At 63.3% G+C, this 26,977-nt stretch carries 25 protein-coding genes; 20 read left to right on the top strand and 5 right to left on the bottom strand.

The window, feature by feature from the left end:
• The first annotated feature begins 94 nt into the window (after positions 1–94).
• Entirely contained in the window at positions 95–1,747 is a 1,653-nt protein-coding gene (locus QQK16_RS13850) for a VRR-NUC domain-containing protein (protein ID WP_284197074.1), read from the top strand.
• A complete protein-coding gene (locus tag QQK16_RS13845; RefSeq protein WP_284197073.1) occupies positions 1,744–4,083 on the top strand; it encodes an ATP-dependent DNA helicase in 2,340 nt (779 codons plus the stop codon). Before QQK16_RS13850 ends, QQK16_RS13845 begins: the two co-directional genes overlap by 4 nt.
• Here QQK16_RS13845 and QQK16_RS13840 read toward each other — a convergent pair.
• The gene (locus QQK16_RS13840; RefSeq protein ID WP_284197072.1) at positions 4,003–4,626 is read right to left on the bottom strand and encodes a histidine phosphatase family protein; all 624 of its coding nucleotides are present in this window, start codon (positions 4,624–4,626) and stop codon (positions 4,003–4,005) included. The two genes, QQK16_RS13845 and QQK16_RS13840, sit on opposite strands and share 81 nt — an antisense overlap.
• A 150-nt stretch (positions 4,627–4,776) precedes the next feature.
• Here QQK16_RS13840 and QQK16_RS13835 point away from each other — a divergent pair, with 150 nt between their 5' ends.
• Positions 4,777–5,349, top strand: a complete 573-nt coding sequence (locus tag QQK16_RS13835) for a flavodoxin family protein (RefSeq protein ID WP_284197071.1) — start codon at positions 4,777–4,779, stop codon at positions 5,347–5,349.
• A 163-nt stretch (positions 5,350–5,512) separates the two neighbouring features.
• Here QQK16_RS13835 and QQK16_RS13830 read toward each other — a convergent pair whose 3' ends face one another.
• Positions 5,513–6,475, bottom strand: coding sequence for a class I SAM-dependent methyltransferase (locus tag QQK16_RS13830; RefSeq protein WP_284197070.1), 963 nt, complete (start codon positions 6,473–6,475; stop codon positions 5,513–5,515).
• 362 nt (positions 6,476–6,837) lie between these two features.
• On the opposite strand from QQK16_RS13830, the gene QQK16_RS13825 reads away from it, so the two are divergent.
• The 4 genes from QQK16_RS13825 to QQK16_RS13810 all read left to right on the top strand — a co-directional run bounded on the left by QQK16_RS13825 (position 6,838) and on the right by QQK16_RS13810 (position 9,555).
• Entirely contained in the window at positions 6,838–7,203 is a 366-nt protein-coding gene (locus tag QQK16_RS13825; RefSeq protein WP_284197069.1) for a hypothetical protein, read from the top strand.
• Positions 7,204–7,344: 141 nt separating this feature from the next.
• Positions 7,345–8,280, top strand: a complete 936-nt coding sequence (locus tag QQK16_RS13820; protein ID WP_284197068.1) for an alpha/beta hydrolase family protein — start codon at positions 7,345–7,347, stop codon at positions 8,278–8,280.
• Positions 8,281–8,388: 108 nt separating this feature from the next.
• A complete protein-coding gene (locus QQK16_RS13815) occupies positions 8,389–9,048 on the top strand; it encodes a class I SAM-dependent methyltransferase (protein WP_284197067.1) in 660 nt (219 codons plus the stop codon).
• Positions 9,049–9,057: 9 nt separating this feature from the next.
• On the top strand, positions 9,058–9,555 hold the full coding sequence (locus QQK16_RS13810) for a GNAT family N-acetyltransferase (RefSeq protein WP_284197066.1): 498 nt from the start codon (positions 9,058–9,060) through the stop codon (positions 9,553–9,555).
• Here QQK16_RS13810 and QQK16_RS13805 read toward each other — a convergent pair.
• Entirely contained in the window at positions 9,552–11,036 is a 1,485-nt protein-coding gene (locus QQK16_RS13805; RefSeq protein ID WP_284197065.1) for an MFS transporter, read from the bottom strand. The two genes, QQK16_RS13810 and QQK16_RS13805, sit on opposite strands and share 4 nt — an antisense overlap.
• A 146-nt stretch (positions 11,037–11,182) precedes the next feature.
• Between QQK16_RS13805 and QQK16_RS13800 the strand changes: the two genes are divergently transcribed.
• Entirely contained in the window at positions 11,183–12,097 is a 915-nt protein-coding gene (locus QQK16_RS13800; protein ID WP_284197064.1) for a LysR family transcriptional regulator, read from the top strand.
• 17 nt (positions 12,098–12,114) lie between these two features.
• Here the strand turns inward: QQK16_RS13800 and QQK16_RS13795 are convergent, their stop codons facing one another.
• Entirely contained in the window at positions 12,115–12,546 is a 432-nt protein-coding gene (locus QQK16_RS13795) for an HD domain-containing protein (RefSeq protein WP_284197063.1), read from the bottom strand.
• Positions 12,547–12,735: 189 nt separating this feature from the next.
• On the opposite strand from QQK16_RS13795, the gene QQK16_RS13790 reads away from it, so the two are divergent.
• The 6 genes from QQK16_RS13790 (at position 12,736) to QQK16_RS13765 (ending at position 19,795) form a co-directional block, all read left to right on the top strand.
• Entirely contained in the window at positions 12,736–13,458 is a 723-nt protein-coding gene (locus tag QQK16_RS13790; RefSeq protein WP_284197062.1) for a carbonic anhydrase, read from the top strand.
• Between the two features lie 493 nt (positions 13,459–13,951).
• Entirely contained in the window at positions 13,952–14,362 is a 411-nt protein-coding gene (locus tag QQK16_RS13785) for a hypothetical protein (protein WP_284197061.1), read from the top strand.
• A gap of 138 nt (positions 14,363–14,500) precedes the next feature.
• A complete protein-coding gene (locus QQK16_RS13780) occupies positions 14,501–17,251 on the top strand; it encodes a DNA/RNA non-specific endonuclease (RefSeq protein WP_284197060.1) in 2,751 nt (916 codons plus the stop codon).
• Between the two features lie 7 nt (positions 17,252–17,258).
• Positions 17,259–17,618 (top strand): hypothetical protein, encoded by a 360-nt coding sequence (locus QQK16_RS13775; RefSeq protein ID WP_284197059.1) that lies wholly within the window; start codon positions 17,259–17,261, stop codon positions 17,616–17,618.
• Positions 17,619–17,730: 112 nt separating this feature from the next.
• A complete protein-coding gene (locus tag QQK16_RS13770) occupies positions 17,731–18,693 on the top strand; it encodes a hypothetical protein (protein WP_284197058.1) in 963 nt (320 codons plus the stop codon).
• A 91-nt stretch (positions 18,694–18,784) separates the two neighbouring features.
• Entirely contained in the window at positions 18,785–19,795 is a 1,011-nt protein-coding gene (locus tag QQK16_RS13765) for a hypothetical protein (RefSeq protein WP_284197057.1), read from the top strand.
• Between the two features lie 118 nt (positions 19,796–19,913).
• Here the strand turns inward: QQK16_RS13765 and QQK16_RS13760 are convergent, their stop codons facing one another.
• On the bottom strand, positions 19,914–20,666 hold the full coding sequence (locus tag QQK16_RS13760; RefSeq protein ID WP_284197056.1) for an AraC family transcriptional regulator: 753 nt from the start codon (positions 20,664–20,666) through the stop codon (positions 19,914–19,916).
• 122 nt (positions 20,667–20,788) lie between these two features.
• On the opposite strand from QQK16_RS13760, the gene QQK16_RS13755 reads away from it, so the two are divergent.
• Genes QQK16_RS13755 through QQK16_RS13730 form a run of 6 tightly spaced genes read left to right on the top strand, consistent with a single transcriptional unit; the run spans position 20,789 to position 26,875 of the window.
• Positions 20,789–21,742: a 4-hydroxyproline epimerase gene (locus QQK16_RS13755; RefSeq protein ID WP_308447037.1), complete on the top strand. Its 954-nt coding sequence runs from the start codon at positions 20,789–20,791 to the stop codon at positions 21,740–21,742.
• The gene (locus QQK16_RS13750; protein ID WP_284197055.1) at positions 21,739–22,902 is read left to right on the top strand and encodes an NAD(P)/FAD-dependent oxidoreductase; all 1,164 of its coding nucleotides are present in this window, start codon (positions 21,739–21,741) and stop codon (positions 22,900–22,902) included. Before QQK16_RS13755 ends, QQK16_RS13750 begins: the two co-directional genes overlap by 4 nt.
• On the top strand, positions 22,899–23,132 hold the full coding sequence (locus QQK16_RS13745) for a (2Fe-2S)-binding protein (protein ID WP_284197054.1): 234 nt from the start codon (positions 22,899–22,901) through the stop codon (positions 23,130–23,132). Before QQK16_RS13750 ends, QQK16_RS13745 begins: the two co-directional genes overlap by 4 nt.
• A complete protein-coding gene (locus tag QQK16_RS13740) occupies positions 23,122–24,396 on the top strand; it encodes an NAD(P)/FAD-dependent oxidoreductase (RefSeq protein WP_284197053.1) in 1,275 nt (424 codons plus the stop codon). Before QQK16_RS13745 ends, QQK16_RS13740 begins: the two co-directional genes overlap by 11 nt.
• Positions 24,393–25,286 (top strand): dihydrodipicolinate synthase family protein, encoded by an 894-nt coding sequence (locus tag QQK16_RS13735; protein ID WP_284197052.1) that lies wholly within the window; start codon positions 24,393–24,395, stop codon positions 25,284–25,286. The genes QQK16_RS13740 and QQK16_RS13735 overlap by 4 nt, the downstream gene beginning before the upstream one ends.
• The gene (locus QQK16_RS13730) at positions 25,283–26,875 is read left to right on the top strand and encodes an aldehyde dehydrogenase (NADP(+)) (protein WP_284197051.1); all 1,593 of its coding nucleotides are present in this window, start codon (positions 25,283–25,285) and stop codon (positions 26,873–26,875) included. The genes QQK16_RS13735 and QQK16_RS13730 overlap by 4 nt, the downstream gene beginning before the upstream one ends.
• Positions 26,876–26,977 lie beyond the last annotated feature (102 nt).

The following is a 26,977-nucleotide window of genomic DNA, read 5'->3' as shown; positions in this document are numbered from 1 at the left end:
CACCAGCGTAACAGTTGCATTGCAAAGAGAACGATCGTTCACCATAATGGTGCTGCCACAGCTTGGTGTCTACGAACGATCTCTTCCCCCTGCCATGCAGCGCCCCACGCTTGCCCCTCTCTACTACCTCACCAACTTCCAAAGTGCGCTGGGCTGGATTAGCGAACGCTATGGCGACTTGCTGGGTGATCCAGAACAGGCGTTCATCGCCGCATTTCAGCAGCTGCCTCTCCCCTCCCAAGCACTGCTCGTTCGGCTGGTCATGCGCAAGGGGCCGCTGTTTCTTGCCAGCAAGCTGCATTACCCCGAAATCGGCTGCATCCGTTCTGCTGCCGCACCGCTCACCAGCTTGGGCTGGCTGGATACCAAGCCCGAACTGAGCCTGCCCCAGCTGTTTCAGCTATTGACCCGGGCCGATCTCGCACAAGCCTTGCCTGCTGGCCCCGCAGGTCAACGCAAGGATGCCTGGCTGGCCGAGCTCAGCCCGCAATACCCAGAGCCGCGCCCCCTGGCAGCCTGGCACCCCACCACCAGCGATACCGTTTACGCACTGCAAGTCACCCCAATTTGCGAGCGCCTGCGGCTAATGTTCTTTGGCAATCTGCACCAGGATTGGTCGGAATTCGTGCTCACCGACCTGGGTGTGTTCCAGTACGAAAAAGTCCCATTCAGTCCCCATTCGCGTGCCTTCCAGCATCGCCAGGAAATAGACGACTACCTCCACCTGCACGATTGCCGCCAGCGCCTACACCAAGGCACAGCAATCACCGAACTACTGGACGCCATTCCCTCCCAGCCGTATGGCAACCCATGGCTGGAGAGTCGCCGCGCCAGATTGTTATTCCAGCTGGCACAACAATGCGAAGCCGACGATGTGGCGACCGCCCTGGCGATATACCAACGCAGCAGCCATCCCGGCGCCCGCACCCGGCAGGTCAGATTGCTGGAACTGCAACAGCAGTACGCGACGGCTTTTGCCTTGGCCACGGCCGCACAGCAGCAACCGGAAAACGACGCCGAACTGCAACAACTGGCGCGCATACTGCCACGGCTGGCCCGCAGGCTGGGCCAGCCCAAGCCCGCACCCGCACCAGCCGTACCCGTGCCGGAACAATGGCTGGTGCTGCCCCCCTCCGAGTCCGGACAGGCTGTCGAGCTGGCCGTTCGCGATCATCTCCATCGCATCGACGCCCCGGTACACTATGTCGAAAATACCCTGCTGAATGGCCTATTCGGCCTACTGTTCTGGCCAGCCCTGTATGCCCCTTTGCCCGGCGCCTTCTTTCATCCCTTCCAGGCCGCTCCTGCAGATCTTTATCGACCAGATTTCCAGCACCGCCGGGCGGCAATATGTGCGCAATGCTTCGCCGAACTTGACAGCGGCAGCTATAGAGAGACCTTGCGGCAACGCTACCAGGAAAAAGCCGGCCTGCAGTGCCCCTTCATCCACTGGCCCTGGCTTACGCCCGATCTGCTGGAGCAGGCCTTGGCCGCCATTCCGCCACAGCACCTCAAGCTATTGTTTCAACGCATGCTGGCCGACCTCCAAGCCAACCGTACAGGCCTGCCCGATCTGATCCAGTTTCAAGCAGGCCACCCAGGCTACCGCATGATTGAAGTCAAAGGCCCAGGCGACAAGCTGCAAGACAACCAGAAGCGCTGGCTGACCTACTGCCTGGCCCACAGCCTCCCAATCAGCGTGTGCTACGTCCGCTGGCAAGCAGGTAGTGAGGCGGGTGCACCGTGAGCTACGCCATCGCCGTACGTGCCTTGTGTGAATTCACGGCCAAGGCCGGCGACCTCGATCTGCGCTTCACCCCAGCCCCCACGGCCCAAGAGGGCATCACCGGCCACCAGGCTGTCACCGCACGACGCGCCAGTGGCTATCAGGCCGAAATCAGCCTGTCCGGTCAATACCAGAACCTGCTGGTTCGCGGCCGCGCCGATGGCTACGACCCGGACAACAATCGGCTGGAGGAAATCAAGACCTATCGTGGCGACCTGGCGCGCATGCCCGCCAATCACCGGGCGCTCCACTGGGCGCAGCTCAAAGTCTATGGGCACATGCTCTGTCAGCAGCGCCAGCTCAAGCAACTGGAACTGGCGCTGGTGTACTACGACATCAACCGCCAGAAAGAGACACTGCTGACAGAGACCCATAGCGCCGCCAGCCTGCAGCAATACTTCGAAACCCTGTGCGGCCGCTTTACCGCCTGGGCCGATCAGGAACTGCAGCATCAACTGCAACGCAACCAGCAATTGCAGCAGCTGGGCTTCCCTTATCCGCATTTCCGGCCAGGCCAGCGCAATCTGGCAGAGGCCGTCTACAAGGCAGCCAGCACCTGTCGCCATCTGTTGGCCCAGGCCCCCACCGGCCTGGGCAAGACGGTAGCCACCCTGTTTCCCCTGCTCAAGGCCATGCCCGTCCAGCAGTTGGACAAGCTGTTCTTTCTGACGGCAAAAACACCCGGTCGTCGACTTGCCCTCGATAGCCTGTCACTGCTGCAACAGGGTATGGCCGGCGGCTCCCTGCGCACGCTGGAACTGGTCGCTCGCGACAAAGCCTGCGAGCACCCGGACAAAGCCTGCCACGGCGATGCCTGTCCGCTAGCCCAGGGCTTCTACGATCGGCTGCCCGCAGCCCGCGCGGCTGCCGTTGGCTTGCAGCTGCAAGATCAGGCAAATTTGCGCGGTATCGCACTGGCCCACCAGGTCTGCCCCTACTACCTGAGCCAGGAGATGGCGCGCTGGAGTGATGTCGTCGTCGGTGACTACAACTATTTTTTCGATACCAGCGCCCTGCTCCATGGCCTGGCTCAGGCACAACAATGGCAGGTGGGCGTGCTGGTGGACGAGGCCCATAATCTGGTGGACCGTGCGCGCAAGATGTACAGCGCCACGCTCGATCAAGCGGCATTCCGCCTGGCCCGCAAGCAAGCCCCCAAGGTGCTACGCAAAACGCTGGATCGCCTGCACCGTAGCTGGAAAACCCTCACGGACGCCCAGCAAACCCCATATCAGGCCCACCCCACACTGCCCGATACCCTGCTCCACCCTCTGCAACAAGCCATCAGCGCCATTACAGATCATCTGGTCGAGCAGCCATTGGGGCTGGATCCAACGCTACAGCAGTTCTATTTCGATGCCCTGCATTTCACCCACCTGGCCGAGGTCTATGACCTGCACTCCCAGTTCGACAGTACCCTGAGCGGCACGCATAGCCGGCAAGCCAACAGCATCCTCTGCCTGCGCAACATCCTGCCCGCCCCGTTCCTGCAGCCGCGCTTTGCCAGCACCCGCAGCACCACCCTGTTCTCCGCCACGCTCAGCCCCTGGCACTATTACGCCGACACGCTGGGACTGCCACCCGACACTGGCTGGATCAATGTCGATTCTCCATTTCAAGCCAGCCAGCTGCAGGTACGCCTGGTCAATGACATCTCCACCCGCTATCCACACCGCCAGGCCTCGCTCACGCCCATCTGTAATCTGGTCGCCCAGCAATACCACCGCCATCCAGGCAACTACCTGGCCTTCTTCAGCAGCTTCGACTACCTACAGCAAGTCAGTCACGCCTTCCAGTCCTGCCACCCCCTCATCCCCACCTGGCAGCAGGCCAGACGCATGGATGAAAGCGAGCGGCAAGGCTTTCTTGCACATTTTGTCCCCGGCGGACAAGGCATAGGTTTCGCCGTCTTGGGCGGCGCCTTCGCCGAAGGCATAGACCTGGCAGGCGACCGGCTTATCGGTGCCTTCGTCGCCACCCTGGGCCTGCCGCAATTCAATCCCGTCAACGAGCAGATCATGCAGCGCATGGGCACCCTGTTCGGCACCGGCTACGAATACGCCTACCTTTATCCTGGCCTGCAAAAAGTGGTACAGGCCGCCGGCAGAGTAATCCGCACCCAGCAAGACCAAGGCTACGTCTACCTGATCGACGATCGTTACTGCCGCCCAGAAATACAGGCCCTGCTACCAACATGGTGGGACTTGCAGCTAGTCTCAGCCACGCAAGTGCAAACGTGCTCGGTTAGAGCCCTCCAGAATGAAGGCCAACTGCCCACCGAGCAAGGCGGTCGATAGCTGATGGAAATGCGCGCAGTCGCAACGCAGGTAATAACGCGCCAAAGCCGCCACCGGTGCATGCAATATCAAACCCATCAGATGCTCTATGGTGCCGCCATGGCAAACCACAATCACATGCTGGTCGGGTTTCGCCAGCAGCTGTTGCTGCAGGTGGCCAAACCAGCTCGCCACGCGCGCCCGGTGCTGGGCCACGCTTTCCTCGCCCATCAAACTGCACTCAGGGGCAAGCAGGCCATCCTCCTGCAGTTGCTGCGATAGGCGTCCTGTCAACTGAGGCAAGGCATCAAAACTACGCTCCGCCAGGCTGGCCTCATACTGTATCGGTACCTGCAAGCGCTCTGCCACACAGGTGGCCGTCTCACTCGCCCGGCGTATCGGGCTGGCATACAGCAGGCATTTCCCGCCCAGCCCAGCTAGGGCCTCGGCCAATGCCGTGGCGGCAGCCCAACCCGCTGCCGTCAGCCCGTTCTCTGCATCCGCCAGCAAAGGCAGATGAGCCTCCCGCACTACTGACATCGGCTCTGCATGTCTTGCCAGCACTAACAATTTCCTCACCTCATGTAGTTCAGTAATTCTGATTAATCCGCTCAAAATAAACCGCGTTCATTCCTGCCTGCATCTTGCCATACTGCAGCCACCCCACTCATCAGGGCGTGGCATTTCCCGCCCGGTACCATCAAGGAGCCTGCCATGGCAAAAGTCGCAATCGTCTATCACAGTGGTTACGGCCACACCAAGAAAGCCGCCGAGGCCGTCCATGCGGGCGCCGCCAGCACGGGGGCCGAAACCAGCCTGTATGCCATTGATACCGAAGGCAATCTGCCGGACGGTGGTTGGGAGGCACTGGAGGCAGCCGACGCCATCATCATGGGGTCGCCCACCTATATGGGTAGCGTGTCCTGGCAGTTCAAGAAATTTGCCGATGCCAGCTCCAAGCCCTGGTTCGGCCAGAAATGGAAGGACAAGATTGCCGCAGGCTTCACCAATTCCGCCACCATGAATGGCGACAAGCACTCCACCCTGCATTACCTCATTACCCTGGCCATGCAGCACAGCATGATCTGGGTTGGCAGCGGCATGATGCCCTCCAATAGCAAGACCGCCCACCGTAACGACCTCAACTATGTTGGCTCCTTTGCAGGTCTGATGACGCAATCCCCTTCCGACGCCAGCCCCGACGAAGGTCCGCTGCCTGGTGATCTAGAAACCGCACGGCAGTTTGGCGCACGTGTCGCCACCTACACCCAGCAGGTGAAGGGCTAAACCGCCACAACGCCGCCAGAAGCGAAATGCGCTGACGATACGCCCCACCATCGGGACCATCGCCAGCGCAATGCTTACCGCCAACCGCGAACCAACCCCAGCCTAACGACGTTGGCTAGGCGCGCGAGGACCAGCTCGCACAGCAACATCAGCAGGGTTGGTATCAGCGCGCCTTCACTGCAGACACCAGATACATCACTGCAGCACCACCATACCAATAGCGCCCCGACTCCAGCAGTGCGCGCAACCGCGCATGGCGCGCATCGACATCGGCCGCATACGTCCGTACGAAATCAGCGTCCTCCCGGCTTAGTGCAGTAACCCAGCGCGCCACATGGCTATCCCATAGTGCCACCCGCTCCGGCAACATGCTCTCGCGCAAATCCGCCAGGTCAGCCTGCGCTTCCTCGCCCCCATAGGGCGCCAATACCGGCGTGGCCTTGTCCGAGAGATAACTCTGAACCTCGGCAAAATCCGCCTGCCGAAACAGGCTAGCCAGCCCATCTCCCAGAGATGAGTCGCCTTCGCCCACCAGCCGCTTGCCCGTCTCGCACAGCAGGCGGTAACGATATGCCGCCAACCGCTCCGCCGGCGTCATGTCTGCCTCCAGTGCACTGGCCATGCCGGCATTGGCCAGATTGCTCGGTTCGGCACATATCACCCTGCCTCCCGGCTTGGCTACCCTGTGCATCTCCCGCAACGCGGCCAAGGGGTCAGCCAGATGTATCAGCACCGTCTGGCAAGTCACTAGGTCAAAGCTATCGTCGGCATAAGGCAGGCAAACTGCATCACCCTGGCGGAACACCAGGCTAGCCCCTTGCTCGGCAAATCGGCGCTGCAGCGCTGGGTCGCCCTGCGACCATTTGATATCGCGATCCAGGCCCGTAATCTGCGGCTGGTCCGCCAGATAGGGCAGCAGCAAACGGCTCCAGTGGCATTGCCCGCAGCCCACATCCAATACACTGCGGTAGTGCTGCAACTGCCAGCGCCTGGCAATCAGCTGCAGAAAGTCGGCGTTCCACCAAAAATCCCGATAAGCTCCAAAGTATTCCTCGGAGTGCCCCAGTGCGTTGTGGGCATGGGTAGATACGGCAGCCGGCGTGGCCGGCGTCAAAGATGAAGTCATATTCCTGTCCTGTAGAGACGCAACAACACCGCCATCGCAAGGCAATGGCGTGCAAAAAACAGCGATCTCAACACAGGCATTACATCGGCAGACCCATCCAGGCAAAGACTCAGACCCTGCCATGCTAACAGGCAAGCGGTCATATCGACCTACATCAGGTTTCAGCCCGCACGCCAGTGTGTATCTCCAGCAACCTCCACCACCAAGCCAGAGTTTGGTACGGGCGAGCCACCTCGACTCAGCAGGCATTTGATGTATTCGGAATATTGCCATCTGACCACGTCATGCCACGCAGACTTCTAGCTTCTGGATGCGCCCACCTGCATCTATGCTGAATCAGGCGCCACCACCCAGGAATCGCTTTGGAACACCTCAACAGCCTGAAAACCGCCATTGCCCTCGCCCTGCTGGGTGCTGCCGCCTTGCTGCTCTACAAGCTGATTACCGGCATAGACGCCCTCTGGAGCGACCCAGCATCACACGCCATCATCGGCTACTTTGCCTCGCTAAGCCCTGCCGACAACACCGTCCACAGCCCCAATGGCAACATCGTCCTGTCCAAATCCATAGTGGTGTTTCTGGGTGGCGCACTGGCGGTCTTTATCCTCGGCGTACTGGCTGGCGTCATCAACAGCCTGGTGCGGGGCGCCATTGCCCTGCTGGGGGCCGATCTCGAAAGCCGGTTTCAGCAGTTGCTGCAAGCCATCAATGCACAGCGCTCCAAGTGAGGCAGGCATGGGCGGGTACGAGCTGCCGCTATCGCGGCCCTGTTACATTCCGTTTCAAGGGTAAACAAACCGCAGACCTGCTTGTCCCGCGCCGACGCTGGGCACTATCTTGGCGTCACTTCCCACCAAGAGTTTGCCGCCATGCGCCGCCCATTGCTTGCCTACCCCCTGATGCTGTTCGCCCTGCTGTTATGCAGCCCATTGCATGCAGCAGTCCAGACGCTGGAAACCAATTGGTACGACCCTGTCCGCCAACGCAGCATCCCGCTCAAAGCCTATCTGCCTGAGGGCAAGGCACCCGCGCCCACCATCCTGTTTTCCCACGGGTTGGGTGGCTCGCGCGATGCAGCGGTTGACTGGGTCAGTTATTGGGCCGAGCACGGCTTTACCGTGCTGGTGCTGCAACACCCAGGCAGCGACGCCTCAGTTTGGCAAGACAAGCCCGCCAAAGACCGCCGAGCCAACCTCCGGCATGCCGCCACCGCACACCAGTTACTGGAACGTTTGCGTGATGTCAGCTTTGTCATCGACTACCTGGTCGAGCACCGGCAGGATACCGTAGCAAGCCGGGTAGACCTGCTGCGGCTAGGGGCCAGCGGCCATTCCTTCGGTGCCGTCACGACGCAAGGGCTCGCAGGCGAACGCTATCCCATGGTGGGCCTACGCTTTGCTGATCCACGCCCGCTCGCCTTCCTGGCCTTCAGCCCGTCCTTGCGTAACGACAGGGAAAGACGCCACAGCCAGATGATACGCCCCATGCTGCTGATTACCGGCACCGACGACCAGGATCCGCTGCACGCCGAACGTACTCCAGCCGATAGAGCCGCGCTGCTTGACCACCTTCCACCGGGCGACAAATACCGGCTGGTGCTGGATGGGGCCAACCATGCCTTTCTCGGTGGCCAGCAAAGGGGCAAGGTTAATGGCGATGCCACGGCCCAGCGCAAGCTGGTACAGGAGGCCAGCCTGCAATTCTGGCGTGCCTACCTGCTGAATGACACACAGGCACAGCAGTGGCTCAAGCAAGCTGCGCCCGGTACGACCCGGCAACTCAATGCCAGCTGGGCCACCCGCTGATGAAGGGCAGCACCCAGTCCAGGCACCGGGCGCTTGAACTCGCCTCAGCCGTGGGTTATATCTTGCTCCCGGCCAAGCACTGGCAACGACACCGCAACAGGAAAGCGCATGAGCAACCGCAGCCTGAACCTCGACGACACCCTGTACCAATACCTGTTGGACCATAGCCTACGCGAACACCCGGCCCAGCTCGGGCTGAGGGAAGCCACCCGTAGCCACCAAGCCGCGGGCATGCAAATATCGCCGGAGCAAGGCCAGTTCATGGCCATGCTGGTCAAGCTGCTGGGGGTACGGCGTGCCATTGAGATAGGCGTCTTCACCGGTTATAGCGCCCTCAGCGTCGCGCTCGCACTACCCGATGATGGCTACCTGCTGGCCTGCGACATCAGCGACGACTACACCCGCATCGGCAAGCCGTTCTGGCACGACGCCGGCATCAGCCACAAGATAGACCTGCAACTGGCGCCTGCGGTCGACACCCTGGATCAGCGCCTCCGTGCAGGCGAAGCCGGCCAGTACGACTTTGCCTTTATCGATGCCGACAAGGTCAGCTACGACGCCTATTACGAGCGCTGCCTGCAACTGCTGCGCCCTGGCGGTCTCATTGCCATCGACAATGTGCTGTGGAGCGGCGCCGTCGCGCAGCCATCGCAAGAGCCCGACACCCAGGCACTGCAAGCGCTTAACCGCAAACTGCACGCCGACACACGCATCGACCTTTCCATGCTGCCCCTGAGCGATGGACTGACACTAGCACGCAAGCGCTAACTACATTCCATGCAGACCGCAGCTATCCATGTACGGCCGGCCACGCTGGCAGACTGGCCCACACTCAAGACGCTACGGCTGGCCGCGCTGCTGGATGCACCTAAGGCTTTTGGCATCAGCCACGCCCAGGTCGCCAACGACAGTGACGAGCAATGGCAAGCCCGCGCCGGTGCACAGGCAGGTCCCACCTTCTTCCTGGCCTATGCCCATGAGCAAGCCATTGGCCTCGTCGGTGGCGTGGTGCATCCACAAAGCCAGGCATACCAACTGATCGCCATGTGGGTAGCCCCTGCAGCGCGCGGTAGCACAGCGGCCAGCAGCCTGGTTCAAGCCGTCATCAACCATGCCCGCCAGTTGGGTCACAGCAGGGTTGTACTCTCCGTTTCGCCCACCAACCAGCGCGCCTGCCAGCTCTACCAGCGCATGGGTTTCAGCTTTACCGAACAGACCGAAACCCTGGCCAGCCACCCCGAAATCACGGTGCACGTCATGGTCAGGGAGCACTAAGAGCCGCCACCAGGCATGCTCGAAGCAGCCTCAGCAACATCCGCCGGGGCCGGCAGCAACCTCCTGCGGCCCGCCCAGGCTACGACTATCGCCACGCAGATCAAGCCAGTCGCGACACCAAACGTCATCTGCATACCGGCCGCTACCGATACAGCGGAGGCCAGCGTGACATCGGTCGCCCTTGCCCCGTAAGCAAAAACAGCCCCCATCAACGAAGCGCCCGTAATCAAGCCCAGGTTGCGCGACAGGCTAAGCATGCCCGAGATGACACCTCGCTGGTCGGGCCTGGCATCCGCCGCCACCGCCGTATTGTTGGCAGTCTGGAATAAGGCATAGCTGGTCGTGATGATCACCAGCGGTACAACATAGGCAACGGCTCCCAAGGCCGGCGGCAGCAGCCACAGCATGCTACTGCCCACGGCCATGCCCGCCAGGCCCACCAGCGTCAGCGGCGGCGCACCCAAGCGATCCACCAGGCGACCGGCAGGCACCCCGCCAAGCGCCGCCGCCGCAGGCCCGGCCGACATGAGTAGCCCCACCAGCACCGCATCCAGCCCCAGCGTACGGGCCAGATAGAATGGCCCGACCACCAGTGTCGCCATGATCACCGAGGCCACCAGCGCGCTGGTGGTCAGGCCAGCGCTCAGCACGGGGTCACGGAACATGCCCAAGCGTATCAACGGCGACGCAACCCTGGTCTCCAGCCACACGAAAAAGCCACCCGCTACCAAGGCCAGCAGCAGCAGCCCGCCATTGCGCCAACCCGCCCCGCCCTGCCCTGCTGTCATGGCCAGCGCATAGGCCGCCAGCGTCACCGCCAGCAGCAACATGCCCCCAAAGTCGAAGTCACGCAGATTGGCTTTGGGGGCCAAGCCATCCCCCGGCAGGTAGCGATACGCCAGCAAACCGGCCAATACGCCCAAGGGCGGATTGAACCAGAACATCGCCCGCCACCCCAGCTCGGTTATTAGCAAGCCCCCCAGCGAAGGCCCGAGCGCCGTCCCGATGGCCGACATCGAACCCAAAAGCCCCATGGCACTGCCGCGCCTGTCCTTGGCTACGGCCTCGCCCACCAGGGCCAGGGCAAGCGCCATCATGATGGCCGCACCCAAGCCTTGCGCCACCCGTGCAGCAATCAAGGCCCCCAGCGTAGGCGCAGCACCACAAAGCGCCGAGGCCGTGGTGAACAGGCCTATCCCCACCAGCAATAGCCTCCGGCGACCGATGACGTCGCCCAGCCATCCAACGCTGACGATCAAGGTGGTAATGGCAATGAGATACGCCAGCACCACCCACTGCACCGCCTGGAAAGAAGCCTGGTAGGCCTGTGCCAACGTCGGCAAGCCCACACTGGCAATGCTGGTGCCCAACGAAGACAGCAACATCGCCAGCGCCAGACTAACCAGCGCCCAGTCCACCGCAGCCGGCCGATGCACAGCCGCCCCTACCGCATTACCTGCTTTTACCCTTGGTTTCATCATGAAAGCCGCCTCCGATTGCCACTCGCCATACACCGCGATCACAAGCAGAGACTAGCCCCCCGTCACTCATGGCGGAAGGCGCAGCATTTGCACTTTATTCATGCATACGACGCCACACCGTGTCTGTTCTGCGCTATCGTCAACCCATGTCCACGCCCGATCTCAACCTGCTCACCACGCTCGATGTCTTGCTGGCGGAAGGCAGTGTCGCCCGCGCCGCACGCCGCCTGCGGCTCAGCCCCTCGGCCATGAGCCGAGCCTTGGCACGATTGCGCGAAACCACTGGCGACCCCCTGCTGGTTCGTGCCGGGCGCGGCCTGGTGCCAACACCAAGGGCGATCGAACTGCGCGAGCGCGTCAGCCAGCTGGTGCAGGATGCGCAAGCCGTATTGCGGCCGGCCGAGCAGCCCGATCTCAGACAGTTGGTACGCACCTTCACCCTGCGCACGCGCGACGGGTTCGCCGAGAATTTCGGCCCAGCACTCATGGCCCGCATCGCCGCTGAGGCGCCCGGCGTACGCCTGTGCTTCATGCAGAAAACAAGCAAGGACAATGCACCACTGCGCGACGGCAGCGTCGATCTCGAGACGGGTGTGATAGGCGAGGCCACCGGCCCGGAGCTGAAAGTCCAGACCCTGTTCCGTGATCGCTTCATCGGGGTTGTCCGTGCGGGGCATCCGCTAAGCCAAACCGAGCCGACCGCAGCGCTTTATGCTGCCGGCAGGCACATCGGTATCTCGCGGCAAGGGCGGGAACAAGGCCCTATCGATGCAGCGCTGGCATCACTGGGGCTGGAACGCCAGGTCGTCACCATAGTCAGCGGTTTTTCCACCGCCTTGGCACTGGCGCGTCATGCCGACCTGATCGCCAGCGTGCCCGAACGCCATACCGGCAATCTGCGTGCGGGCATGCACAGCTTCGCACTACCCATCGCCCTGCCCGAGCTCACCATCTCGCTGATCTGGCACCCCAGGCTACAGGCCGACCCCGCCCACCGCTGGTTGCGCGAATGCGTGCTGGCCGTGTGCACGGCAGAGCTCGGCAGCACCGGCATACGCTGATACCGCCAGAGACAAGGTCACAACGGCTCGCCCGCCTGCAGGATGGCACGCACCTGCTCGTAGACCTTGAGCCGGGCATAGTCGGCCTCGGTAGGCTGGCTGATGCGGCCTAGATCCATATTGTCCGCCACGTCGGCCAGCTTTACCCGCCGCGCAATGGGGTTAGCGGCCGCTCTATGCGCCGCCGCAATACGCGACTCCCCCTCGGTTTTGGTCAAGGCCATCACCGCGTCCAGCACGGCTTGCGGAAAGCCAGCCAAGGCCAGCTCCTCCAGCGTGACCGCCGTATCCTCAATCACATCATGCAGCACAGCCGCCATGCGCTCGTCAGCCGTCGTCACCGCCAGCATCAGACGTAAGGGGTGCAGTATATAAGGCTGCCCCGCCTTATCAACCTGGCCCTGGTGTGCCGTCGCCGCAATGGCAATCGCCCGTTCAAGGGTAGACATATCAATCCTTCCTGCTCACAAGAATTCCGGTCGCGCCGCTAAGGGCCTGCCTCTACCTGAGTTTAATCGCACCACCGGCAATCACAATGCCAGTGCCCACGCTGCCGCCAGCCGGATACCCACACATGCGCTATACCTCAATCTGCCGCCCCTGTTCGGCACCCATACATTCAAGGAGTCGAGGAAATCATGAAGATCACCCCCTGCCTGCTGGCAGCCGCCCTCTTGGCCTGCACCAGCGCATCCGCAGAAGAAACCCACTGGAGCTACCACGGGAAACACGGCCCCAAGCATTGGGGCGGCCTCTGCAACAGCGGTCACGAACAATCACCCGTCAATATCGACACCGCCCGCGTAGAGCACGCCTTATTACCTGATATCGAATTCAACTACCACGACAGCAGCACGCAAGTCGTCAACAATGGCCACACCGTCCAGCTCAACTACGATAGTGGCAGCAGCATACGGCTGGGTCAGGACGAATATCGCCTGTTGCAGTTCCACTTCCACACACCTGCCGAAGAAACCGTCAACGGCCAGCGCTACGACCTGGTTGCCCACCTGGTGCACAAGAATGACGCGGGCCAGTTGGCAGTCGTTGCCGTCCTGCTCAATACCGGCAAAGAAAATGCCTTCCTCAAACAGTTCTGGCACAAGATTCCACCGCCCAAAGAGACCGCCACAGACGACAGCCGCATCAATGTCGCGAGGCTGCTGCCCGCCATAACCCGCTATTACACCCTGCCAGGGTCATTGACCACCCCAGCCTGCAGCGAAGGCGTGCGTTGGCTGATATTGAAGGTGCCGGGCAGCCTGTCACGACAGCAACTGGCTGACTTCAAAAAACACTACAAGATGAATGCCAGGCCCGTTCAAGCCCTGAACCAGCGCACCATCCAGGTCGGCTGGTAACCCCCCGGGCGGGCCCGTTTGCCCGCCCACCTCTCTCGCGCAAACACGAAACGTACATTTCGTACGAATATTTGACATTAAGTACATTATTACGTACAATCTGTTCATCGATGTCGCCATGTCATCGCGCAACAAACTCCTCGTAGCCGCAGCACCGTAGTCTGGTGTACCACCTAAAGCGGCAGGCGTACCGACACAAAGGCGGATGGGGAAGGTGGGGGATTCACACGCTCCATATGTACGCTTTTTTGAACATGTTTTGAACGCATATCGTACAAGCGCCATCGGTCGCTAAACACCGTGCAGCCTGAGCTGCGTGTCGCCGGCCACACCTTGCCGGCAAACCAGAACGCGTGCCAGGCGCGCAGTCCGGTTTTCTGGCAAGTGCACCCTACAGCGGCCGACGCCCTCAGCGAGTGCCTTGCCCTTGCAAGGCCTGGCGTGCAACTGGCACGCCAGGCCCAGGTAGGCCCCCATCAAGACGGAGATATCCATGTCAGCCCTCAGCCACATTGCCCGCAGCCTGATCGAAGCCACCGCCGAGCTGGAAGCCGACAACCGCCTGGCAGAGCTACGCCACATCGCCAGACTGGCCAGCCAGCAACTGGGCCTGCAGCACGCCGAAATCGAACGTCTCAATCAAGCCATGAAAGGCATGGGACCGCTGGATGCCGGCATGCCCGCCCTGGATCAGGCCCTCCGCACCGCCCGCAACGAAGCCAGCCGCCTGCAAAGGCTCTATGGCAGTGCCACCGCCAAGGCCGATCGCTACCAGCGCGAAGTCTGGCAACCGCTGTTTCTCGGCACAGGTGCCACCAGTAGGCAAGCCAGCTGCCACGCTAGCATCGCCTTGGAACAACAGCGCGCCCACCAGCAGGGCGATATGTACCTGAGCGGCGACTGAGCGCCTGTTCACCCCATGGTGCCAGCCATGAACTTAAGCCTTTATCAAGCGCAGCCAATTCAAAAGTGGCGACGAGCGTCAGCGATTCATCACAGGCCCTTGAACCAACCCACACTCACAACGGAAGAGGAGAAATGAATGCCCGCATGGCTAGATAAACAATCCCACCCCCCTCCCCCCAAAGCCGCGTCCAACGCGGCTTTTTCTTTGCCCCCACCCGCCAGGCACACACCAGGGCGGGAGGAAGAAGGCTTCTGGATCGGCGGGGCCCGTGATCTAGCAGGCGCATGGACCATAGGCTCCAACGGCCTGCTTCATGGCGCCGGCTGGCTGGTCGGCAAGCTCGGGGCCGACGAAGTCGGCGCCGACATGATGGAGATGGGACGCAGCGGCATGCAGTATGGCGAGGCCCTGCTCAGCGACCTGGGCTACAACGCCATGCAGTCCGATGAACTCAGCCTCCACAAGCTGGGCCTGGCCGGTGTGCAGTCGCTGCCCGGCATGGCAGTGGGCGGCGCCGTCGCGGCCCCCATTACCCTCACCGCCCGGGTAGGCGGTACGGCACTGGCAGCGCGCACACTTGCCTCACAAGGCGCCCTGGGCAAGGCCGCAGCGCGCATCCTGCAGCTACCCAAAGGTGCGGAGCTGGCCAAGGCCTTGCCCGCCGTGGTCGGCAACAGCGTAGCCGAAGGCAGCCTGGCGGCCATGCAAAGCGGCGCCGAGGCCTACGACGAAATCATGCAGGCCGACCCATCCCAGCTCGATCAATCACCGCAATTCCAAAAGCTGCTGCAAACCCTGGGCAGCGCCGACAAAGCGCGCGCCGCCATGGCAGACAGCTATGCCACCCATGTTGCATGGCGTACCGGCCTGAGCACCGGTGCCCTCAGCGGCCTGTTCGGCACCACGGCACTCGTCAGGCAAGGCGAGAAGGTACTGGGCCGGCAGACTGCCGTACAGGCACTAGCCCGGGTAAGCCGCGAGCTGGTACAGGAGTCGGCAGAAGAAGCCGTCCAGAGCGGCGCGGAGCAACTGGCCAAGAATCACGCCCGCCAACAGGTCATCGACCCCAAGCAGTCGCTGCTGCAAGGCGTTGCCAAGGCCGCCCTGGAGGGCGCAGCAACAGCGGGCCTGCTCGGTACAGCCAGCCGTGGCGCCAGCAAGCTAGGCGGCGTGGCTGCGACCGCCATCCATACCCCAGCACCAAGGGCGGCCAACACTGTCACCCACCCTGCTGCTGCAGACCAGGAAAGCCAGGCCACCACCGAACGTCGCGCGCCTGAAGCCACCAGCGCCACCGCCGGCCAGATTCCTGACCACAGCCGTACCTCAGACACGCAAGCAGCAACTGCTGGCAATACAAAGGCCACTTTCTCCCGCACCCAAGCGACGCCTCCAAGCGAGGCGGAATCACCCGCAGCCACCACACCCAGCGCCCGGGCAACCACGGCCGATCGTAACACTGGACAAGTTGCCGCCGCCGCCCGCCATGGGCCACAGCGCCACGTCACGGTGGAGGAAAGCGCCAAACCTCCCGCCGCAAGCGAGGACGCACCCGCCCAATCCCTCACCCCACAAGCCGCTCAGCCCCACCCTGCCGATCCCGTCACCCAACCGACGGCAGAAGACACATCCAGCCCAGCCCCACTCCACACCAGTGACAGCAGCAACGCCCCTCAGCTGCTCCCGCAGACCTCGCTGAACAAGGATGGCACCCTGCTGCTGCATGGCGAAAAGGCCCAGCTGCAAGCGCTGATGACCAGCCTGAATCTCCAGCACATCCGCTCGCAACCCCACACCGATGGCTTACTGATAGGCCGCAAGCAGGTAGCGCTGGTACAGCAGACACTGCTACAGATGCAGCAACGGCCCACCCAGCCCAAGCCGCCACCGCGCCCACCGCGCCCACCGCGCCCACCGGGCCAGCCGGCCGGCCCGGCGCTACCCGATACACTCGACACCCCCACCCAGGCCACCGTGGACGCCGCCTGGCAGACGCTGCATCAGCACGACGAACTGCGCAAAGCCCATGACTACATCCAAGAACAGGAACAAGCCGGCGACCTTGCCATCGCCGCCCTGGCACGCAGTATCGACACCAACCAGCCTGGCCTCACCGGCACCGCGCGCAGTGCCGCCATCCTGGCACTGGCCGCCCGTGGCGACATCGACTACAAGGAGGACCTAGGCAAGCATGCACTGAACCTGGCAAATCGCACCCGGCTGGCGCTGAGAGAAGCCGGCATCAGCAATCGCTGGGTAGGCAGCCACAAGAACGCCGACATACTGCAGGCGCTGAACCAGCAACACGCCGCCCCCACGCCAGCGCAACTGATCACCAGACCAGAATCCCCGCCGGCCAACCAGCACATCTATATCCAGAATTTCAACGAATACATCGCCGTCAGCAAACAGCCCTTGCAGCCCAATACCATCTATCACTTCGATGGCATGGAATTCGAAACCGATCATCTAGGCCGTTCGGTCAGCACCCGGGGTAAGGTCGACGTGAAAAAGCGCGGCAGGCGCATGAAGGTCTTGGACCGCCTACTGGGCAAGGTCAAGGAGGCGGACAGCCATGATGTCGGATTCCACCGTGGCGGCGATGCCCTCGGCTTCCCCGGTGGCCCGCTCAATGTCGTGCCCGGCAATGGCAAGCCAGATCAGAAGCAATTTCCCAACAAGAAGAACCTGAACCAAGGCCCTTACAAGCAGCTGGAGCTGGAACTAGCCAGGCTGGCCAAGGCTGGCAAGCAGGTGCATTGCAACTTCAGCATGGAGTTCGATAGCGACAACCTTCAAGGGAGGCCAGATCGCTTCGTGGTAAGCTATCAGGTAGACGGTGGACCCGCGATCACGCACTATTTCCTGAATCAACCAGGAGGATAAAGCACTGATGGAAAACGAGATTTTTCAAGACATTACCGACCTGGTGCTGGACGCCATCGACGCCCAGGGAAAAGATTGGCATGCCTTCGTCCTCAACTACCGGGTCGACGATCAGCAGAGCGATTGCGTCAACACCTTCATTACCCAGGAACAAGGGCAGTGGAAGGAAATATCCCTGCCCCCTATCAAAGGCCTGGATCAATCCCTGCGCAAACTCCGCACCCTGCAGTCACAAGGCGGCCGCTCGCCCTTCACCAGTTGCAACCTGCATGTCACGATAGACGGCGACTTCAACACCCAGTACGGCTACGACCCCATAGACTGGGAAAAGCGCCTGGGCTGGAACTTCGATATCCCCAATCGCTAGTCCCCTGCCTCAACGGCCAGCCTATTGATCATCGGTAGTTCGCACACCCGGCACGGTCGGGTGTGCCTCCTGTTGCCAGCTCCACACCTTACCCCAACAGGGTAACGACTTAATGTTGAAGAAATCACTCTGGATAGGCCTTGCTGCCCTGCTGCTCCTCAGCCTGGCCCTGTTCGCGTTCCGCACTACCCAGCCGGCCAATACCCAACCCAGGCCGACCGCGCCCTCGACCCCCACGGTGGCATCAGCACAAGCCGGCACCAGCCTGTTCGACCGCGCCCAGCCAAGCGCCAACGCGACAGCGATCGCTGCCGGCTATAGCCTGCAGACTACCGACGATGTCTACAGCGAGTTCCTCAAGTATCGGAATGACCCCAGCCCCGATGGTCCGGCCTTCGCCCTGAAGGCCTTGTATATGTGCCAACTGTTCTCTACACAGAAGTCCCGCCAGACCATCAGGGAGGCGGAAAAAGGCTACTTTAGCCCCAGCTTTCGCCGGATCATCGATCGTTGCCAGGGCTTTCTGAACATCCCCACGGCAGAATGGAAAAAATTAGCCCGTGCGCTGGAGGCCGAGGCCATCAAGCGTGCAGGGCCTGCTTCACTGGCGCAGCGAGCATTTTCACTACCCGCTGGTGCCCCACAGGTACGGCAGGAACTGGCAGGCATGGTGCAGCAAGGCAATCTGGTCGGGCTAGAGGCGTTCTCGGGTAGCGGTGCCGATCAACACCTCGGCTACCTGCTGAATGGCGAGACCATGGGCATGGAACCCTATGAGGCCAATCATATGCTCTTCCTCGCCCTCCGCTACGCCATCTGCGATGCTGGCATGCCCTGCGGGCCGGAAAGCCCCATAGGCGCCCTCCGCTGCCAACTCACGGAATCCCTGCTGGCGATTAACCCACAATCCACCCTCCGCTGCACCACCGGGCCAGATGCCTTGCCGGCCTACAACGCCTACGGCTCCTCCATGAGCGATATGACACCCACCCAGCAGCAATTCATCACGCACTGGCGCAAGCAGTTCAACCACGCCATCAATAACCGAGACCCCAGCCTGTTTGCCGCCAGATAAGACCGGCGCAACCTGGCTTGGCTAGGCGGCTCCTTATCACTTGCAACAAGATCAGGGACCGCCGCCTAGCCGGCGTCCCTCAGAACACAAAATGAAAAAATCCCACTGGATAGGCCTTGCCGCCCTACTTCTACTCGCCTTGGCAGTGCTTGTCCCCAGCCAATCCGCGCAGTCTATTTCTCTATCTGCTCCGCCCACCGCAGCTAACCCTTCTGCGGTTCCGGTTCAGCCTCAGGCAGGCTTGTTTGACCGCAGCACGCCAATAGCGGCCCGGCCGACCAATCCGGTCCATGGCCTCCACACCGCGACGGACATCTACAGCGAATTTCTCAAGTACCGAGACGATCCCGGCCCCGATGCCCCTGCGTTCGCGAAAATGGCCATGGATATGTGTGCCATTTTCTATTCACCGGATACACGCGATAGCTTCAGCAAGCCCGGCAACATACCGGGCAATGGGGCCAACAGCCGCCTGCTACTCGATCGCTGCCGTGGCTTCCTCAACCTATCCAGCACAGAGTGGCCCAAGGTTTACCAGGAACTGGCAGCCGCTGCCATCAAGCGCGGCGGCCCGGCATCTCTGATGATGCGAGCCAACGCATTGGGTTATGACACCGCGAGAATCAACCTGGAACTGATGGATATGATCAAGCAAGGCAACCGAGCCGGACTGGAAGTGTTTGCCTTCAACGTCACCCCAGAACAGCTTACCTATTTGCTGCATGATGGCACCAAGGGCATATCCACCATAGAGGCCACGGAAATGCGCCACATCGCGCTGGCTTATGCATTATGTGATGCCGGCCTCCCCTGCGGGCAGGGTAGCTATATGCATGCAGTAAAGTGCTACACAGGGGAATTAATGAACTCTGGGGGTATCAATACCACCTCCCGTTGTAACAACAAACCCGATCCACTCCCCCTCTACAGTTTCTGGGGGGCTTCTATGAACGACCTGCCGCCAGCCCAGCAGCAGCTCATCCTGCACTGGCGCGAGCAGTACAGCCACGCCATCAGCAACCGGGATCCCAGCCTATTTACCGACGATGGGCGGTCCAAGGTGCTTCCAAAACCCTTGGCTCTCCAGCAAGACGGGGCATGAGTGCCCCCTTTCTACCTTGCAAAGCTTGCCAGCCAAGGGGGCGTTTTTTGCGGGCAATCTCGTATCACAACGAAGGTGCCGCATATCAAAACTCCCTTGTCCACACCTTGGGGTGCGACTACCCCCGCCGCACCCACAGGCGATAGTCCCTCGGGGTCATGCCCGTCAGTTGCCGGAACTGCTTGGATAGCGCGCTCTGGTCACAGAAGCCGCAATCCAGCGCGATATCCGAGATAGCCGCCTGGCTCTGCGCCAGCTGGCGGGCGGCCGCATCGATGCGCAGCTTGGTCAGGAACTGCCCGGCGCTGAGCTGGAATATCTTCTTCATGCGCCGCTCAAACTGCGCCAGCGAGATACCCGCCATCTCGGCCAGCGCCTCCACTGACTGTGGCTGGGCATAGCAGGCCAGCATATGGTCCACCGCCTCTGCCATGCGGGCATCCACGATGCCGGCCCGGCTGGGCTCCAGTAGATCGCGTGACAAACAGGCCAGGCCGATGATGCTGCCCTGCGCATCGAGCAAGGGGGTCTTGTTGCTGAGACACCAGCCTGGCTCGCGGTTGTTGAACAGGGTCAGGTCCAGGTTGTCGACTATGGGCAGGCCAGTGCGGAACAACTGCTCATCCTGTTCGGCATAGCGGTCTGCCATATGGGGCGGGAACAACTCATGCGCCGTTCGCCCCACCGCCTCATGCTTGCCCGCCAGGCCGCAGCGCTCCGCACAGGCCTGGCTCATGGTGATGTAGCGTCCGGCACGATCCTTTACTGAAAACACCATGTCCGGCATACGGTCAAACAAGGCTTCCACAAACAGCGGCTGAGCCAGGCAGCTGACAAAGTCCTCGCGCCAGGCCTTGAGCGTGCTATCCATCCGATTTGTTCCCATCTCTATCGCATTTGCCAAAAACGGGCCTTTTTACGCGCTGATCACACAAGATCGCATCGGCCTCTAGAAACTAGCATGACGGCATTCCCAATCAACGGGCAAGCCTCATGTCTCAAATGCAGCAAATCCAGATCATCGACTCCCACACTGGCGGCGAGCCGACCCGCGTCGTCATCAGCGGCGGCCCACGCCTGGGCCACGGCACCCTGGCCGAACGGCGCGCCCGTTTCGGTAGTGAATTCGATCACTACCGCTCCGCGATATGCAATGAACCACGCGGCAGCGACCCGGTGGTCGGCGCCTTGCTGTGCGAACCGCGCGACCCCAGCTGCGTGGCGGGCGTCATCTTCTTCAACAACGTCGGCACCATAGGCATGTGCGGCCACGGCACCATAGGCCTGGTCGTCACCCTGGCCCACCTGGGCCGCATAGGCGAGGGCACCCACCGTATCGAAACCCCGGTAGGCGTGGTTGAAGCCACCCTGCAACGCGGCAACCGGGTCAGCCTGCGCAATGTTGCCAGCTACCGCAGCGCCGCCCAGGTGGCCGTCGAAGTACCCGGCTATGGTCGCATGCACGGGGATATCGCCTGGGGCGGCAACTGGTTCTTCCTGGTCAGCGATCACGGCCTGCAAGTCCAGTCCGACAATATTGCCCAGCTGACCGACTGCAGCGTCCGCCTGCGTGCCGTGCTGGATCAGGCCGGCATACGTGGCGACGATGGCAGCGAGATCGACCATATCGAGCTGTTCGGCCCCAGTAGCGTGGCCGACTCCCGCAGCTTCGTACTTTGCCCCGGCCTCGCCTACGACCGTTCCCCCTGCGGCACCGGCACCAGCGCCAAACTTGCCTGCCTGGCCGCCGACGGCAAGCTGGCTGCAGGCCAGATCTGGTGGCAGGAAAGCATCATAGGCAGCGTGTTCGAAGCGCAATACGAGCAGGCCGACGGCCAGCTCTACCCCCGCATCACCGGCACTGCCTATGTCAACGGCGCCACCACCCTGATGATAGACCCGCAAGACCCGTTCGCCTGGGGCATACGCAGCGAGGCCATGGCGTGAATCCCGTCATGCACGGCGACGTGCTGATCATCGGTGCCGGCATCATAGGCAGCGCGCTGGCCGAGCAATGTGCCCGGCGCGGACTGCGGGTCGCCGTTGCCGAGGCCGCCATCCCGGCAGCCGGCACCTCAGCCGCCGGCATGGGCCACCTGGTGGTGCTGGACGACAACCCTGCCGAGCTGGCACTGAGCCGTGACGGCCTGGCACGCTGGCAAGCCCGCCGCCATGAGCTGCCAGCCAATGCCGAGTACCGCGCCTGCGGCACCCTCTGGCTGGCGCGCGACGAGGCCGAGATGCAGGAGGCCGAGCGCAAGCAGGCCGGCTACCAGCAGCACGGTCTCAGCAGCAACCTGCTGCCCGCCACCGCCCTGCGCAAGCTGGAACCCGCCCTGGCGCCCAACTTGGCCGGCGCCCTGCAGGTTCCCGACGATGCCGTGCTCTACCCCCCAGTCGCCAGCCGCTGGTTGCTGCAAAACGCCCAGGCCCTGGGGGCGCAGCTCTGGTGCAAGGCCCAGGTCAGCAGCGTGGACGACGAAGGCGTCGCCCGCCTGGCCGATGGTCGGCTGCTGCGCGCCCGCCATATCGTCATCGCCGCCGGCAATGCCAGCGCCACGCTCCTGCCCGGCCTGCCACTCAAGCCGCGCAAAGGCCAGTTGCTGATCACCGAGCGCTATCCGCAACGCATCCGCCACCAACTGGTGGAACTGGGCTATATCCGCTCTGCCCACGCCAGCGATGGCGATTCCGTCGCATTCAATGTCCAGCCCCGCGCCACCGGCCAGTTGCTGATTGGTTCGTCCCGCCAGTTTCACGATACCGACCCCGCGATCAACTGGCCGCTGCTACAGGCCATGCTCAGCCGCGCGCTGGAATACCTGCCCAGCCTGCGCCAGTTGCAAGCCCTGCGCAGCTGGGCGGGGTTCCGGCCCGCCACGCCAGACAAACTGCCCCTGTTGGGCAAGGTGCCCGGCCACAGCCGACTCTGGCTGGCCACTGGCCACGAGGGTCTGGGCATCACCACCGCGCTTGCCAGCGCCCATCTGCTGGCCGATCTGCTGTGCGAACAGGCACCCGCCCTCGATCCCACCCCCTACAACCCCGCCCGCTTCGGCCCCTGGAGCCTGGCCGATCAGCACCACCCGGTGGGAGTCGCCGCATGAAGGTGCAACTGTTTATCGATGGCCAGGCCCACCTTGCCACCCTGGGCAGCAATCTGGCCGCCGCCCTGGCGGGCCTGCCCGGCCGCTGCTCGGTCAGTGGCCAGCCGCGTGCCGCCCTGTGCGGCATGGGCGTGTGCTTCGAATGCCGGGTCACCATCGATGGTCAGCCGCACCAGCGTGCCTGCCAACGGGTGGTATACGAAGGCATGGAGGTAGCGCGTGAGCTCTGAGCTGCATACCGACATCGCCATCATCGGCGCCGGTCCTGCCGGCATGGCTGCCGCCATCGCCGCCTGCGCCCAGGGCGCCCACGTCACCCTGGTGGACGACAACCCACGCCCTGGCGGGCAGATCTGGCGTGGCGGCCCGAGCCAGGCGCCGGCCTCGGCCAGCAGCACCTTCCGCCAGCTGGCCGACAGCCAGGCGCGCCTGCTCAGCGGCTTCCGCGTCGCAGCCATACCCGCCCCCGGCCAGTTGCTGCTGGAAGACCCCCACCGCGCCCAGGTATTGCGCTACGGCAAGCTCATCATCGCCAGCGGCGCCCGCGAACGACTGTTGCCCTTCCCCGGCTGGACACTGCCAGGCGTTACGGGCGCAGGCGGGCTGCAAGCCCTGGTCAAGGGCGGGCTGGATGTCCGCGACCAGCACATCGTGTTGGCCGGCACCGGCCCCTTGCTGCTGGCCAGCGCAGCCACCCTGCGCGCCGCCGGTGCCCAGGTGCTGCTGATTGCCGAGCAGGCACCCTGGTCGCAGCTGGCCCGCTTTGGCTGGGCCCTCAAGGCCTATCCGGCCAAGCTGGCCCAGGCCGCCTCGTTGGCCTGGCAGTTGGGCGGCGTGCCCTATCACCATGCCAGCCATGTACTGGCCGCGCTAGGCCAAACCCGGCTGGAAGGAGTGCAGCTGCAACTGGGCGCCCGCACCCTCACCCTGCCGTGCGACTGGCTGGGCGTGGGCTATGGCCTGCTGCCGAATACCGAACTGCTACGTGCCTTGCACTGCCAGATCAGCCAGGGCGCCGCCGAAGTCGATGCCCTGATGCAGACCTCGCAAGCCGGCATCTATGCCGTAGGCGAGGCCACCGGCATCGGTGGCGTCGATAAAGCCCTGCTGGAAGGCCGCATTGCCGGGCTGGCCGCCACCGGCGCCGTCGCCGCCGCCCAGGCGCTGGCCCCAAGGCGCAAACGGCAGCTAGCGTTTGCCGCACTGCTGGACAAACACTTCGCCCTGCAACCCGCCATCACCCAACTGGCCCAGCCCGACACCCTGGTATGCCGCTGCGAGGACGTCAGCCACGCCAGCCTGCAGCTGTTCGACAGCTGGCGCGAGGCCAAGCTGCAGACCCGCTGCGGCATGGGTGCCTGCCAGGGCCGTATCTGTGGTGCTGCCTGCGAGTCCCTCTATGGCTGGCAAGGCAGCGGCGACCGCCCCCCCTTACTCCCCACCCGGCTCGGCAGCCTGCTTGAGCCTACCCTAGCAAAGGCAAATCCCACATGAGTATCCGTTTCGAAGGCGTCATGCCTGCCATCACCACGCCGTTCGCAGCCGACCTGAGCGTAGATCACGAAGCCCTGACCCAGACCGTCCAATGGCTGGCCGGCCATGGCTGCAGCGGCATCGTGCCCTGTGGTTCGCTGGGCGAAGGCGCCACCCTGGAGTTCGACGAAAAGGTCGCCCTGATCGAAACCTGCGCCCGCGCCGTCGACATCCCCGTCATCCCCGGCATCGCCGCCCTCTCCACCCACGAGGCCGTCAAGCTGGCCAAGGCCGCAGCCCACCATGGCGCCAAGGGTCTGATGGTGCTGCCACCCTATGTCTACAGCAGCGACTGGCGCGAGATGAAGGCTCACCTGGCCGCCGTCATCCAGGCCACGCCCTTGCCCTGCATCATTTACAACAACCCGGTTGCCTACAAGACCGACTTCAAGCCCGAGCAGATCCTCGAACTGGCCAACGAGTTCGACAACGTCAAGGCCGTGAAGGAGTCCTCCACCGACGTCCGCCGCATCACCGCCATCAAGGCACTGGCCGGAGATCGCCTGGCCCTGGGCGTGGGTGTCGATGATGTCCTGGTGGAAGGTGTTGCCGCCGGTGCCCAGTTCTGGATCGCCGGCCTGGTCGATGCCCTGCCGGCCGAATCGGTGCGCCTGTTCGAACTGGCCCGCGCAGGCCGCTACGAAGAAGCCGCCCGCCTTTACGCTTGGTTCCTGCCCTTGCTGCGGCTCGATACCGTGCCCAAGTTCGTACAGCTGATCAAACTGGTGCAAGAAAAACTGGGGGTCTGCCACCACCGCGTCCGCGGCCCGCGCCTGGCCCTGGAAGGCGCCGAGTTGGCCGAAGCCGAAGCCATCATCCAGCACGCGCTTGCCACGCGCCCAGCCCTATGAGCAACGCCCCCTTGCTACAAGGCTTGTCGCTGATCGGCTACGACCACGGCAGCCCCAGCGACAGCCGCTTTCAGGCCAGCAACCCGGCCACCGGCGAGCTGCTGCCCCAGCACTTCCACGCCGCTCACCCCTCGGAACTGGACCGGGCGGTGACCCTGGCGCAGCAGGCCGCACCTGCCTACGCTGCCCTGGGCGGTAGCCTGCATGGCGCCTTCCTGCGCGGCATCGCCGAGCGGCTGGAGGCACTGGCCGATGAATTGGCCGAGCTGGTGCCACAGGAGACCGGCCTGCCCGAGGCACGGGTGCGCGGCGAGTTGGCACGCACCACAGGTCAATTGCGGCTATTTGCCCAACTGGCCGAGCAGGGTGATTGGGTCGATGCACGGCTGGACAGCGCACAAGCCCAGCGCCTGCCGCAGCCCCGGCCCGAGCTGCGCTCCATGCTGCAGCCCTTGGGGCCAGTCGCGGTATTCGGCGCCAGCAACTTCCCGCTGGCCTTCTCGGTGGCCGGTGGCGATACCGCCTCGGCCCTGGCCGCCGGCTGCCCGGTCGTGGTCAAGGCCCACCCAGCCCATCCGGCTACCAGCGAGCGGATTGGCCTGGCCATCATCGAAGCCGCCCGGGCGCTCGATCTGCCCGAAGGCGTCTTCTCGCTGCTGTTCGACGCCGGCATCAGCATCGGCCAGGCCCTGGTCAAGCACCCCGGCATACAGGCAGTCGGCTTCACCGGCTCCCTGCGGGCCGGCCGGGCGCTGATGGATGCCGCCGCCGCCCGCCCGCACCCCATACCGGTGTATGCCGAAATGGGCAGCAGCAATCCGGTGATCGTCCTGCCCCAATCGCTCAGCCGCCATGCCGAGTCCATCGCCGATGGCCTGGCCGCCTCGGTCACCCTGGGCAACGGCCAGTTCTGCACCTGTCCCGGCCTGGTCCTGGCGGTGGAGGGCGAGGGCTACCAGCGCCTGCGAGATCGCCTCACCCTGCAACTGGCCAAGGTGCAGGCAGCCCCCATGCTCAGCGCCGCCATCGCCGCCAGCTTTCATGATGCGCTGGCCACCCGGGCCCGCCAGGAAGGCGTCGTGCAACTGCTGTGCAATACCCCAGGCCCCCACCGTACCGGCCCCGCCCTGCTGGAGACCGATGCGGATCGCGTACTGGCCCAGCCGGCCTTGACCCACGAGGTCTTTGGCCCGGTCACCGTGCTGGTGCGCTGCGCCAACCCGGCCGAACTGATGCAGGTGCTGCACAGCCTGGATGGACAACTGACCGCCACACTCCATGCCGAGACGACCGAGCTTGCCGCCTGGCCGGGCCTGCCAGCCCTGTTGGCCAGCAAGGCGGGCCGCGTGCTGTTCGGCGGCTATCCCACCGGGGTCGAGGTCTGTCATGCCATGGTGCATGGCGGCCCCTACCCAGCCGCATCCGATAGCCGCAGCACCTCGGTCGGTGCCGCCTCCCTGCTGCGCTTCGCCCGCCCAATCTGCTACCAGAACTGGCCTGATGAGCTGCTGCCTGCTGCCCTGCAAGCCGCCAATCCGTTGGGCCTGATGCGCATGGTGGACGGCCAATACCGCCGGGATGGGGGATGAGTCACCCGTCTCCAACATAAAGGGGCTGGCCCGCCCAGCCAGCCCGACAAGCGCGGCAGCACCGCGGCAGATACCGAGGAAGCCAGCGGGCCGGCTCGCCGG

Source organism: Chitinimonas prasina (assembly GCF_030160395.1).
In the GTDB taxonomy this organism is placed as follows: Bacteria; Pseudomonadota; Gammaproteobacteria; order Burkholderiales; family Chitinimonadaceae; genus Chitinimonas; species Chitinimonas prasina.
The sequence above is the reverse complement of the archived record's forward strand: the minus strand, read 5'-3'. Positions and strand labels throughout refer to the sequence as shown.